This window comes from Limnobacter sp. UBA7229 (assembly GCF_002473065.1).
Taxonomy (GTDB): Bacteria; Pseudomonadota; Gammaproteobacteria; order Burkholderiales; family Burkholderiaceae_B; genus Limnobacter; species Limnobacter profundi.
In genome coordinates, this window is sequence record NZ_DKTN01000003.1 from 347,177 (window position 1) to 360,307 (window position 13,131).

A 13,131-nucleotide genomic window follows, 5' to 3' on the forward strand; every position below is an offset into this window, starting at 1 on the left:
GGGCAATCAGTCCACTTCAAGTCACAAAGTGTTGTTACCCTGATACTTCCGGTTTACAACATGAAGGAGTACACACCATGGCAGACCTCGAACATTACAAGGCCAAACTGAACGCCCAACTGGACGAGTGGAAAGCAGACCTGGACAAACTGAAGGCCAAAGCCGACGGCAAGTCAGCCGACGCCAAAAAAGAGTTGAACGAATCCATCGAGGCGCTTGAAGCCAAGCTGGCGCAAGGTCGTTCTAAACTTGAAGAACTCAAGGGCGCCAGCGCTGAGGCTTTCGAGAGCTTGAAAGAAGGTGCCAACAGCGCCTGGGACAACATCAAAGAAGCCTTTGACAAGGCCAAGTCCAAGTTCTAAACCTTGACAAGGCTTACTGCGCAAACAGCGGATCGTAAGCCTGCAAATTCAACGCTGGGGTTGTAAAAGGCCCCAGCGACACGGTTTCTTCGTAAAAAGACTGGCATTCAAACAAACCATTGCCAAATTCATCTTCCGTCAGAATATAGCCCAGTGAGTTGTGGGTCAGGCCCAGCAACATCATGGGGTTTTCGCTTCGTGCGCGAATGGTGTCGGCCATGCCCTTGGAGCCCTCGCCAGGTATGGTCACCAACTCCAGCGCCTTGCCCTCGCCCTGCCCCAATTGAATTCGGCTGACCGGCGTTTCCGCATACAAAGCCACCTGCGGAAGGTTGTCATAGCCGGGAATATTGGCTGCAAGTTCTTCGCCCAAGGGTGTGAAATTGTAATAACCATTGAAGCTGCGCAAACCACCCGCCCCAACAAACAAAGGGTTGGTCACAGGCAAAAATGCATTGGCGTGGGCAACCTGCAACCCCCCCTCCACTTTCTTGCGCTGGCTTAAAACATTCATGGCAGCTTGGGCCACTGCCACGCCCATGGCATTGGCTTTCTCATAGGGGTCTTCCGCGGCAGGTGCACGTGGTGAAGAATCTGCAATTGCACCGTTGTAAAACAGCACGGTGGAATCGAAATTTCGCTCAAGCAGCCGCAGCGCACCACCCACCCAGTCAGTGTGCACCAAACGGTTACTGGAACCCAGCACAGTGGGATGTGCCGAATAGTTCAACACCGAGCCCAACACCACACCACGCGCGGTGCGGGCCTGCAACAACGTCAAGGTGGGGTCAGGCATGCGGGAGTCGTCCGGGTCGCAGCGACGAAAATTGTTCAGGCGCGCTTCGCCTTCCAGCACAGCCTGGGCAAAATCAAGGTACGCTGGCTCAAGCTTGGCCACGGCTTCAGCAGCGGCTTGGGCAGCCAATTGGTACAAGCCACCTTTCAATGCCGGGTCACAAGCTTGTGCCGGATCGGCCTGCTCACAATTCAACCAGCTGGCAGGCACGCCACCCCAAAGGCCTTGCAAGTCGGCCGCAGAATGCGAATGGGTTTGTGCAAACAACACGTTGTTGGGTGGCACATTGGCAGCCTGAGCTACGGCGGCTTTCAGTTTGTTTTGAATCACATTGCCCGCACCTATCGCATCGATGGTGACAAACACCAAGCGATTCATCGGCTCTGCTTGACTCTCCAGAACAAACACGCGAACAAAAGTGCCATCGCCAATTCCGTTGGCGGGTGGTCCACCGATATCGAAGTTCACCACATCTTCAGGGCCGTTAAATGCAAACCCGCCATACCCGCCCAAATTGAATTGTTGCAGCTTGCCAAGCACCGGCGTGCTGCTGGTGACCACACCCTGAATTTGTGCGGGAGTCGGGTCAATGTTTCGTTTGGCCGAAGCTGCACGAAATTGAGAGGTATCAAGCAAGTTCGGATTACCGCCACCGTTGCCACCACCGTTTCCAGGGGGAGGATCTACAATGACGGGTGGGCCGTTTTCATTGGTGTCGGTTCGCGATGCAGTTACTGAACTGTTGTCCGAGTTCAAACAAGCGGACAGCAACAGGCACAGAAAAACCACATTCCATTGAAGTGTTTTCATTGACGAATACTCCTTATTTCAATGCGGGGTTGAAGCCCCGTGATGTGCAAGGCAAACCATTGCACACGTCAATCAACGCACCCTGTTTCCTCAAAAATGCGGCTTTCATGTCCATGTTTTTTTCTTCATTGCGGGGGTGGCCATGCGGGTCGGCACCATAACCTGTGGTCATGGGTCGGTTGTCCAGCGGTGGGGGCGCGCTGCCATTGGGGTTGGCAGAACCATCGGCATTGGTCATAGGGCCGCTGTCCCACACGGTGAGTGCATTGCCTGCATGCGGATATTTTTTGATGCACGGCAAACCAAAATACGGATGGTCATCCGGGTGTCTGCGCCCAAAAGACACAGTCGGAAACTGCTCCTGCTCAGCGCGCACCGCTGGGTGTGCCTGCTTGAGCACCGCACGCCCGCGTTGGGCGGAAGGACCACCCACCACCGCAGGGCATTGCAAGGGTGCTTCTATGGTTCGCGCCATGATTTCCGCGGTGTTCATGTACACCTGGTGATCAGCAAACGCGGGGATCAACAACACGCGTTTGTTGGTTCGTGTGCCCGGTAATTCGCGACCTGGTGCCAAACTCCAGGCATAGCCGTTGTTCTCGCCACGATCCCACAGCATTTGAATCAGGGAGAGAATAAACTGTTGGTCCAGAGAGGCTGGATAAGACTCGTAAAATGCGGGGGCATACGGTGCGAAGTCAACCGAACGCTGCAACAAGGTGGAGTAAGCCATGCCGGGCACGCCCAGCGTAGCGGCCTGAATGTCGGGCGAAATGGCGGTAACCGGCCCACCATTGATGCCGCCTTGCGAATTGCCGTCGTAAAACAATTCGCTGCGGTCAATCAGGCATTTGCCCTCTTTCTGAAAGGCAGGGTGAGTACAAAATCCATTCTCGGAAATCATGGCCCGACCCAACATCGTGAAGTTCAAAAAGCCTTGTTGCAAACGATCGGTAAGGCGATTGAAACCGCTGAAATCGGTCAACATCAAAACCGTGCTGGCAATATCACCGCCGACGCCATCCCATAAGGGATCGTATTTGCGGTTGTCGTTTTGATCGTCGGGTAAATTGCCAGTGGCCAAGCCGGCCCAATCCACCATGCAGAACAGGAAATTGTGTCGCTCGGCCATCACGCGTACATTCAAATCGTAAGTGTTGCCTTCATCGCGCGAGCCCAGCAAACCATGACCATACAAGGAGGCACGCGCAGGTTCACCCGTGTCCAGGTTTTTGCGTGCAATGGAGCAAATGAACGGCACACTGGCGTTCGGCGTTAGGGGGTTTCGCTGCGGCAAAGCAGTGGCCGGGCTGCCGGTGGGCACCAGCGGGTAGTTGTAAGTACCACCCGACAAACAATTGGGGCTGGTGAGAAAACACGGCACATCAATGTGACCCCGAATTCGTCTTGCAGTAATCTCGCTGGCCGATCCGTTCTCCGGATTCTCAATTACAGCATCAATCGTGAAGTTGGGCGATTGCGCAGCTGTCGCTTCGATGGACACATCGCGCGCATGAATCAGGCGTTCAGTCAGGTTTCTACCCGACGCCACAGTGAAGTCCCAGGCAAGGTAAAGGTTTTCACGTTCAACACCCGCCAGGTTCAGCACGCTGAAAATATTTTCCATCAGTGGCTTGCGCGCATTTTGCGCAGCGTTCGCCAGTGGCGTGCCATCCCGGTAGGCCTTGAATACCGGGTTTGGCTGTAGGGTATCGCCAGCACTGTTTTTCAGATTGCGAATGGCCACGATGTAACGTCGCCCAGGTTCCAGATTTTTGGCCACCCGAATGACCAACGCAGGGCCAGGCTCCGCGTTTGGCAAACCCAAGCGTCCCTGCGTAATGTTGGCATCCAGCTCAGCCCAAATCAGTTGCTTCTTCAAAGTCAGGGTATCAATCAACACAATGGGCTGATTGCGCTGCAAACTCGCTTCCATATTGGTAATGGGCACTGCACCCGTTTTTTGCAAATCGAGTCCGGGTACACGAGTCAGAATGGGTTGACCGGGAGAAAACCCGTCGTTGCGATTCCAGTCAGTGGGATCAATCGGTTTGCCCGCAATGTTTTTAGGCATGGCCAACACATTCAAATTCACGCGCATCTTGGTGTCGGTTTGCGTGTCTGCCGTTGTGAAGTAATTGTTCGGAAATGGGAACAGACAGTAGGCCGGGTCCAGCGGATCGCAGCGCTCGGCACCTGCTGGCGCAGCGCCAGTGCCTGCGGGTTCGGTTCGAACCACCGGGTCTTTGGGGAACAAGGGAGGCTCAGCACTGCCACCCTCAGCGCCCTCCTCACCACCAGTGTCGTCTGGATCTTCCGGATCCACCGGTGTGTCGGGTTCCTCCTCATTGGGATTGGTAACGGTGGGGCTGTCAGCCTGCGGCGAACCTGAATCGCCCATGCACCCACCCAATAGCAAAGCCCAAGCCAATACAATGGCTCCACACCGGTTTGTCGTCCTCATGTCTCTCTCTTTGTGCGTGGGGTCTTGTGTTCGACCCTTAAGTTACATTACTGTAACTAGAGATTAGTTTATGAAGCTGTAATACGTCTAGTGTAGTTTTTCCATTGCAAATTCAATGAGTTCAATATGCTAAAAAAAGTGCAAACCCGCATGAAACCTGAGGACAGGGAGCGCCAACTGCTGGAAGTGGCGCAGCGCATGTTTGTGGAAAGGGGTTACCAAGGCACAGCCATGGAAGACATTGCCAAGGCGGCTGGCGTGACCCGCCCTGTGGTGTACAAACTGTTTGGCAACAAAGACGGCGTTTACCTGGCTTGCCTGAAAAAAGCACGAGAAGTGCTGAACAGTTACATTATTAAGCGCGCCCTTACAGGTGAAGGCCTTCAGGGTCGCTTGCGCGGCGGTATTGAGGGTTATTTTTCATTTGTCGAATTCGAGCGGGACGCATTTCGATTTCTCTACGACAGTGGTGCCGCAGTGGCCGGTCCGGCGGCGCAAGCCGCAAGCCAATTGCGTTTTGACACGGTAAACCGCATTGCCCTTCTACTGGGCGATTTGAAAGGTGTTGTGTCAGAAGAAGAAATTGTGGCCACCGCCCACGCTTTGTCTGGCGCGGGCGAGCAACTGGCCAAATGGTGGTTAACCCAACCCGCTTTGCCCAAAGCCACAGTGGTGAACACCATGTTTAATTTGCTTTGGGCGGGTTTGGGTAATCTTAAAGTTTAAAACTCAAAACTGGCAGTCAAGCTGAGCGCTCGTTTGCTGCCAAAGTAAATGTTGCGAAATGAGCCTTCATTGAAGTAGGTTTTGTCGGTGACGTTCTGAACCAGCAAACCCACACTTGCATTCTTGCCCTGTAACTGTGTGGCGTAACGCAAACCCACATCAGCAACTGTCCATGCGGGCAGAAACACCGAGTTTTGCGCATCCAAAGCGCGTTTTCCTGAATGGCGCAGTCCAAATTGCGCCGTGAGTCCGCGCACGCCGGTGGCTTGATCAAGCCACAAAGTGGCCTGGCGCTCGGAAACACCTTGGGGCACCTTTCCATCATTTGCCGGGGTGCCTGTGTTCAAGGATTTCGCATCCAAGGCAACCAAACCTGCATTGATTCGACCACCCTCCCAAACCTGGCCAGTGCCAGTCAATTCCAAACCTCGGTGACGGCGTGTGCCGAAATAGCCGAACACATTGCTGGCTTGGTCCAGGTAGCTCAATGGAACCTCTGTTTCAAAAAGCGCCGCTGTGGTCACCAACCCACCGTTGAACCATTCGGTTTTTACACCAATTTCTGTTTGCTCGGCGGTGACGGGTTCAAGCTGCTCGTTGCGGTTATTCGCACTTGCGGGCGCAGTGCCTCCTTGCTCCAAACCCTCAACATAACTGGCATAAATTGAGGTGCTCGGCACCGGCTTGTAGATCAGGGCTGCTGTGGGTGTGGTGACGGTGTCTTCGTACACAGTAGGACTAAAAGCCGAGAAAAACTCAACATCCGAGCTTCGCAAACCCAACAACGCCTGCCACTTGTCATTGAACGTCATGAAATCGGAGATGAACACGCCTTTGTCGCGATTCAAAATTGCCAAACTGGGCGCGCCTGGCACCCCGTTTGAATCCGCAATAATGACGTGATTGTACAAATTCGAGGTGCCCACTGTCCTGAATACGCTGTTGCCAAATACAGCTGCCAGTTTTCTTTGCGTGTATCCTGCGGCAACTTCATGGCGCACTGTGCCCAAAGTCAAATCACCACGAACAGCAAATTCCATGTTGCGCGAATCGCGTACTTCGCCGATCGATTTGTACTCTTGAATGTCAAAGTCTCCATTGGCTTGTATGTTCCCGATGTTGGCGCTGAAATCGTCGCGATACAGGTGCGCATCATTGATCTTGAATGAGGCTTTCCACTGATCATTAATTCGCAAATCAGCCGCCAGGGCATACTCCCGGGTCAAGGTGTCGTAAGTGGCCCAAGGCTGACCCAAATATTTTGAGGGATCAACGCCTTGAGGAACCTGACCATTGGTGTTCAATTCCAGGGAGGGTTGGGTGGTTCCCTCGCGTTGATCCACCTGCGCATCAAACTGAATTGTCAGCCTGTCGGTGGCAAGCCAATCCAAAGCGACCGACGCGAATCCGCGATCAGTCTCTACCTCGTCCACAAAAAAGTTCTCTTGTCCACCTGCCGCATTGATTCGAATACCCAAGCGACCATCCTCAGTCAGTGGTCCACCTACATCAATGCCCGGCATGAACGTTCCGAATTCGTCCACTACAATCTCAGCCTTGCGCTGCCAGGTGGGTGTCGGGCGCTCTGTTACATAATTAATTGCACCGCCAGGTGCAGCAAAGCCTTGCAGGAAACCAGTCAAGCCACGCATGACCTCGACACGTTCAATATTCTCAAAAGGTGTTTTTGCCTGATTCGCAAACAACAATCCGTTTTTGTAATAGTTGGTCCAGTTGTTCAGGCTTAGACCACGAATTGAAATGGCATCGTAATAGCCCACGGCCGAAAAGGAACTGGTTAAAGAGGGATCAAGGCGCACCAGATTTGCAAGATTTTTCACGCCTGCATTTTCGAGTTGTTCGGCTGAAATGACATTCACCGAAAAAGGTGTTTCAAGCAAAGACCGTTCACCCAGAACACCAATTTTTGCATTCTTCGCAGAAAACCCTGCCGCTGCTGCAGCCCCATAGGCAGGCTCACCCTCGGCAGTCACCGTGACGGCTTTGAGAGTCGATGTGCCCGCATGACTATTCTTCACCAGGGTATAACCAGCCGATGTGGGCTGCAACGCAACGCCAGATCCGGCCAGTAGCTTTGTCGCCGCCTGTTCGAATGTGTATTGGCCATTCAAGGCGGTGTTGTTCAAGCCATCGAGCAAAGCGGGATCATAAGACAACACCACGCCTCGCTGTTGGGCCAGCGAATTCAAAGAGGCCGACAGGGGTCCCGCCGGAATGTTGACTGAACTTTGCTGGGCCAAAGCAGACGGGCTTGCAAAGAATGCGGCACCACCAACGCTGGCCATGGCCAGATGCAGGCCCAATACTAGCGGTGACAATTTGCGTGGCGAAACAAATGAAGAAGACATGAAAATTTTCCAATTCATCAAATGGGTTGAAATAAAGGTTCAACTCATATGCCAATTGAAAAACAAAAAAGTACAGCGACTCAGCAACATTTATTCACCACGCTCGCGTGCCACCAGCAATACCGGGCTTGCAGCCAGTGTGTTGTGCTGAATCAGTTGAACAGGCAATGCATCTTGCAAAGCCAGCAATGCAATTTCCGGTTTGTTCAATGGAAATGTTCCGGAAACAAGCCAGTTTTCAACTGCGACATCACAATGAATGCCAGCGGCTCTGTAGCGGCTTATTTCAGTCGCCCATTTTTTCAAGGGCACTGCATCAGCCACATACAAGCCACGTGTCCACGCCGCCCTTTCCTGCGAAACTGATTGACTCGAAAGCAGACCCCGCTGATTAAACTCTGCTTGCTCACCTGCATTCAGCAAATGAAAGAACCCGCTCGACAAAGAACGCCACTGCACCCTTTGCTCAAAAACCTCCACTTGGGTACTTTGCGCCTTCTGCTCCACTGAAAACACGGTGCCCATGGCTTGCGCGAATCCCTCGCGGGTGCGAACAACCGGCTTTAACTCATTTGGCAGCAAAGTGCTCGCAGTTTGAATCATGATTCGCCCACGGCGCAGCACAATCAGCTTCTGCGCAGGCGTAAAGACCAGTTCAACTGCGCTGTCAGAATCCAGAGTCAATTCACTGCCATCGGGCAATGTCTGCGTTCGGACTTCCCCTTTGGCGCTGACCCAATCAGCAGAATAATCACTCTTTCGATAAGCATGAAAAAAGCCACCCGCCCCAAGCAATACACAAACTGATTTCAGAATCGCCCGGCGATTCAAACGTGGCAGAGCAGCCAATGTTCTTGACGACAAGGCCCGCTGTTCTGAATTCAAATGGGACAAGCGCTGAGCGTAGTCTTCACCACCCCCACAACACTGTTGGGCCTGCGCAATATACTTTTTCACCATGCTCAATGACACTCCCAATTCACGGGCTATGTCTTGCTGTTTTACGCCTTCCAACTGAACCATTAAAAAAGCTTGACGTACCTTGTTGGGCAACTGCCTCAGACTTCGGTCAAGTTCAAGCAAAGTTTCAAATAAAACTGCTTTTTGCTCAGGGTCGGGAACGTGGGTAGTTGGGTAAACAGCCAGCGCAGCCAGGTAAGCCCTTTCAAGGTCAGCCCGCCGATAGTGGTTAACCAGCAAACCGTGAGCCACCGTGGTTAACCATGCTTTTGGCTGACGCAAACCAGGAATTTGCTCCCGCTGTTCATACAACTTTAAAAAAACTTCTTGGGCCAACTCACTTGCCACGCCATTGCAGCTCAAGCGCCTTTGAAACCAGGTTTCCAACCACGCCAAGTGCTGGCCATAGCAGTCGACAAACTCGAGGTCCAATGCATTGCCGTGGAAAACGGCACTGAGTTCACGTTGCATGTTGAAGCCGAAGATGTAATTTTGAAGTTGGTGTAAAGGATCGTGACTTCGTCAAAATATGGCGAAGACCTTTCATTTCATTATGTAATGAGAATTATTTTTGTTTATATTGACGGGATAATTGAGTGCTGTCAACCTGCAACACCCAACGCAGTGATTTCCAACAACACTTGTTTTGCAGCGCATCATTTTTACAAATTTATCGCAACAGATTGATTTTAAGCAGGCACCAACTTTCCCTTTGCATCAAAAACCACATGGTTAATATGGATATGACTTTGTCATGCAAATAGCGCCAGTGTGCATTCCCTTTTGAATTAACCACTTAGCGCAATTAAGAAAAACTCCCGAATCGATAGTGAAAAGTTATTTTAAAAATTTATCAATAACATTTTGCAATCGCACAATTTATTCGATAAAATTGCGATGAATTAATTTACTGACTGTTCATTAACTTTTTGGAGGACTTCAAATGTCTCTGATCAACACCACAATCAAGCCATTCAAAGCCACTGCTTACTGGAACGGCAAAGAAATCAACCTGACTGAAGCCGACGTGTTGGGCAAGTGGTCTGTGTTCTTCTTCTACCCCGCTGACTTCACATTCGTGTGCCCCACTGAATTGGGCGACCTGGCTGACCAGTACGAAGAACTGAAGGCCATGGGCGTGGAAGTGTTCTCTGTATCAACCGACACACACTTCACACACAAGGCTTGGGCCGACGCCACAGAAACAATCGGCAAAATCCGTTTCCCAATGATTGGCGACCCCACCGGTCAAATTACACGCAACTTTGGCGTGATGATCGAAGAAGAAGGTTTGGCACTGCGCGGCACCTTTGTACTCGACCCACAGGGCGTGATCAAAGTGATGGAAGTGCACGACCTGGGCATTGGCCGTGACGCATCTGAACTGAAGCGCAAGATTCAAGCCGCACAGTACATCGCCAAGAACCCAGGCCAGGCTTGCCCAGCCAAGTGGAAGGAAGGCGACGCCGCTTTGACTCCATCACTGGACCTGGTTGGCAAAATCTAAATTCAAATTACCTTTGAATGAGTAGTAAAAAGCCGCTCCCCACAAGGGGGCGGCCCATGTTCAAAAAAATCTGCAGAACATTCCTCGGAGTACCCCATGCTCGACGCAAACATCAAACAACAACTGAAGACCTATCTGCAAATGCTGCGCCACCCCATTGAATTGGTGGCCTCGCTGGACAACAGCGACAAGGCACGTGATATGGAACAGCTGGTGCAAGAAATCGCGGAGTGTTCAGACCGCGTGTCAGTGCGCCTGGACGGCGACTACAACCTGCGCCCTTCATTCTCGATTGCCAAGCAAGGCGAGGAAGGCCGTGTGCGTTTTGCCGGTTTGCCCATGGGACATGAATTCACCTCGCTGCTGCTGGGCCTGCTGCATGTGGGCGGCCATCCACCCAAGGTGGAAGCAGACGTAATCGAACAAATCAAAGGCTTGGAGGCACCCGCCAATGGCGGTCATTTTGAAACCGTCATTTCACTGAGCTGCCACAACTGTCCAGACGTTGTGCAAGCCTTCAACACCATCGCTGCTTTAAACCCGGCATTTAGCCACACCATGATTGATGGCGGCATGTTCCAGCCTTTGGTTGAGCAGCGCAAGGTGATGGCTGTGCCCACCGTGTTTCAAGGCCAGCAGGGCAACAGCAATGAAAGCTTTGGCTCTGGCCGCATGACGCTGGAAGAAATTGTTGCCAAGCTGGACACCGGCGCTGCAGAAAAAGACGCCGCCAAACTGAACGCCAAAGGCGAGTTTGATGTGCTGATTGTGGGCGGTGGCCCGGCAGGTGCAGCCGCCGCAATTTATGCTGCGCGCAAAGGCGTGAAAACCGGCATTGCCACCGAGCGCTTTGGTGGCCAGGTGCTGGACACACTGGGCATTGAAAACTTCATTTCCGTGAAAGAAACAGAAGGCCCGAAACTGGTGGCTGCACTGGAACAACACGTGAAGGAATACGACATCGACGTGATGAACCTGCAACGCGCCAAAGGCCTACAGAAACTCGCCGATGGCAAGGTTGAAGTTGAACTGGAAAACGGCGCCAAACTGACCAGCAAAACCATTATTTTGAGCACTGGTGCACGCTGGCGCGAAATGAACGTACCCGGCGAAGCCGAGTACCGCAACAAGGGCGTGGCCTACTGCCCGCACTGCGATGGCCCGCTTTACAAAGGCAAGCGCGTGGCGGTGATAGGTGGTGGCAACAGCGGTGTAGAAGCCGCCATTGACCTGGCTGGTATTGTGAAAGAAGTCACTTTGTTTGAATTCGACACCAAGCTGAAAGCAGATGCAGTATTGCAGAAAAAACTGTACAGCCTGCCGAATGTAAAAGTGATTCTGAACGCGCTGACCACTGAGGTGAACGGCGATGGAACCAAGGTGTACGGCTTAAGCTACAAAGACCGCGCAACGGATGAAGTGAAGCAGGTTGAACTGGAAGGTATTTTTGTTCAAATCGGTTTGCTGCCCAACACCGACTGGTTAAAAGGCACGCTGGAATTAAGCAAGCATGGTGAAATTGTCGTGGACCACAAAGGCCACACCAGCATGGAAGGCGTGTTTGCTGCGGGCGACTGCACCACAGCACCTTACAAGCAAATCATCATCGCCATGGGTGAAGGTGCGAATGCTTCACTGGCTGCGTTCGATCATTTGATTCGTCAGTAAATTGAAAGTCTTCCCTGTCGCCATGTGGCGGCAGGGAATCAAACCCTTATTGCTCCGACCTGGTCGCTTGCAGCTATCGGCTTCCAAGTGTGGCTCTCCTCAAACAGCGACTTAACCTCATTCGCAGTTTCAACTTCGCCATCACTAAATCTTGCTAAATCGCAGTTCTTTATTGATAATGATTATCATTATCAATAAATTTACTGAGACATGCCATTCCAACCCGATCCGGTTTACCTTCCGCAAGCCCGCACTTCCCTGTTTGCTGTTCAAACCACCGTCACAGGTACTCCTGACTCACTGGGCTCAAGACGACGCCGACTGTGGGAAATGTGCGGCACCGCTCAATGCCCTGTGGTGGGTATTTGCCTGCCCATGACGGTGGTCAAAAAACTGGCAGTCAAATATTTACAGCACACCGCCAGCCGCGCAAGCGACTATGAAACACATTGTGCTGTGGTGGTGGCCTGCAAAACAAAATCGGCGTTTGGCAAAATGGTACAAGAACAACTTGACCAGCGATTTCACAATGAACTGCGCACGGTGCAAGCCTTGAAAACCCGTGAAGCCTTGCAGGCTCACTGGAACAAACACAAAGAGGCCAACCACTTTCCAGGCGTGTTCTGGAGCGTGCTTAGCCACCCAAGGTGTGACGCAGCCATGGAATTTGAAGTGCTGGGTCATGCCCACATGATGCAGCACCAGGCAGGCTGCGAAAGGCAAACTCAAGAGAACGAAAAAACTGCGCTGCACGAGCAATTAAGGGCAGCACTGGCCGCCAACAAAAAACTGGAAGAAAAATACCTGGCCTCACAACTGAGCCATGCCCAAACCCAGCAACTTCAGCAAGACACCATTTCAACCTTGCAAACCGAATTGGCCAGCCAACACGGGGAAATGCATAAACTAAAGAAAACTCTCAGCACGCTGCATGCACAGAAAGTGAACCCTGATGTTTCAAACACCAAAGAACTTGAGTTGTTGCGTGCACGCATTACCACCTTAAAATCAGTTCATCTTGCCGAACTGGGAAACCTACAGCAACACATCAAATATTTAGAGGCCCAACTGGCCAAACGCCCCACTGCATTCGCCATTCAAGCACTGGATGCTACTTCAACAAATTGCGCCGAGCCTTGTGACAAACCGCTAGACAAACGTTGTGTGCTGTGTGTTGGCGGTCGTCCTTCGGCAGTGCCGCTTTATCGACAAACAGTGGAAACCCGGGGTGCCACTTTCATGCACCACGATGGCGGACAGGAGGAAGGCATTGCCCAGCTGGATGCAAAACTGAACAGCGCTGACTTGGTGATTTGCCAGGCAGGTTGCGTAAGCCATGAAGCCTATTTTCGTGTGAAGGAGCATTGCAAAAAACGGGGTATTCAATGCGTGTATGTTCAAAACCCGAGCAAGTCAGCATTGAGAAAGGCGCTGCAAATGATCGCAACGCCAGGTAACGATTGAACCAT

General features: G+C 52.1%; 9 protein-coding genes. 5 read left to right on the top strand and 4 right to left on the bottom strand.

Annotation, left to right across the window (positions count from 1 at the left end; translation table 11 throughout):
* Positions 1 to 77: 77 nt before the first annotated feature.
* Entirely contained in the window at positions 78 to 362 is a 285-nt protein-coding gene (locus tag B4C79_RS02260; protein ID WP_171099932.1) for a coiled coil domain-containing protein, read from the top strand.
* Positions 363 to 375: 13 nt separating this feature from the next.
* On the opposite strand, the gene B4C79_RS02265 is transcribed toward B4C79_RS02260, so the two are convergent.
* Positions 376 to 1,968 (bottom strand): neutral/alkaline non-lysosomal ceramidase N-terminal domain-containing protein, encoded by a 1,593-nt coding sequence (locus tag B4C79_RS02265; protein WP_291740259.1) that lies wholly within the window; start codon positions 1,966 to 1,968, stop codon positions 376 to 378.
* A gap of 13 nt (positions 1,969 to 1,981) precedes the next feature.
* Complete coding sequence (locus tag B4C79_RS02270; protein ID WP_291740261.1) at positions 1,982 to 4,432, bottom strand: hypothetical protein; 2,451 nt, start codon at positions 4,430 to 4,432, stop codon at positions 1,982 to 1,984.
* 126 nt (positions 4,433 to 4,558) lie between these two features.
* Between B4C79_RS02270 and B4C79_RS02275 the strand changes: the two genes are divergently transcribed.
* Positions 4,559 to 5,158 (top strand): TetR/AcrR family transcriptional regulator, encoded by a 600-nt coding sequence (locus tag B4C79_RS02275; protein ID WP_291740263.1) that lies wholly within the window; start codon positions 4,559 to 4,561, stop codon positions 5,156 to 5,158.
* On the opposite strand, the gene B4C79_RS02280 is transcribed toward B4C79_RS02275, so the two are convergent.
* Both B4C79_RS02280 and B4C79_RS02285 read right to left on the bottom strand, forming a co-directional pair.
* Positions 5,155 to 7,527 (bottom strand): TonB-dependent siderophore receptor, encoded by a 2,373-nt coding sequence (locus B4C79_RS02280; RefSeq protein ID WP_291751639.1) that lies wholly within the window; start codon positions 7,525 to 7,527, stop codon positions 5,155 to 5,157. The two genes, B4C79_RS02275 and B4C79_RS02280, sit on opposite strands and share 4 nt — an antisense overlap.
* 90 nt (positions 7,528 to 7,617) lie before the next feature.
* Positions 7,618 to 8,958, bottom strand: a complete 1,341-nt coding sequence (locus B4C79_RS02285; protein ID WP_171099942.1) for a sigma-70 family RNA polymerase sigma factor — start codon at positions 8,956 to 8,958, stop codon at positions 7,618 to 7,620.
* Between the two features lie 472 nt (positions 8,959 to 9,430).
* On the opposite strand from B4C79_RS02285, the gene ahpC reads away from it, so the two are divergent.
* The 3 genes from ahpC (at position 9,431) to B4C79_RS02300 (ending at position 13,126) form a co-directional block, all read left to right on the top strand.
* On the top strand, positions 9,431 to 9,994 hold the full coding sequence (gene ahpC, locus B4C79_RS02290; RefSeq protein ID WP_105029543.1) for an alkyl hydroperoxide reductase subunit C: 564 nt from the start codon (positions 9,431 to 9,433) through the stop codon (positions 9,992 to 9,994).
* Positions 9,995 to 10,090: 96 nt separating this feature from the next.
* The gene (gene ahpF / locus B4C79_RS02295; RefSeq protein ID WP_291740695.1) at positions 10,091 to 11,662 is read left to right on the top strand and encodes an alkyl hydroperoxide reductase subunit F; all 1,572 of its coding nucleotides are present in this window, start codon (positions 10,091 to 10,093) and stop codon (positions 11,660 to 11,662) included.
* 210 nt (positions 11,663 to 11,872) lie between these two features.
* Positions 11,873 to 13,126, top strand: coding sequence for a DUF2325 domain-containing protein (locus tag B4C79_RS02300; RefSeq protein ID WP_291751642.1), 1,254 nt, complete (start codon positions 11,873 to 11,875; stop codon positions 13,124 to 13,126).
* The last annotated feature ends 5 nt before the right edge of the window (positions 13,127 to 13,131 follow it).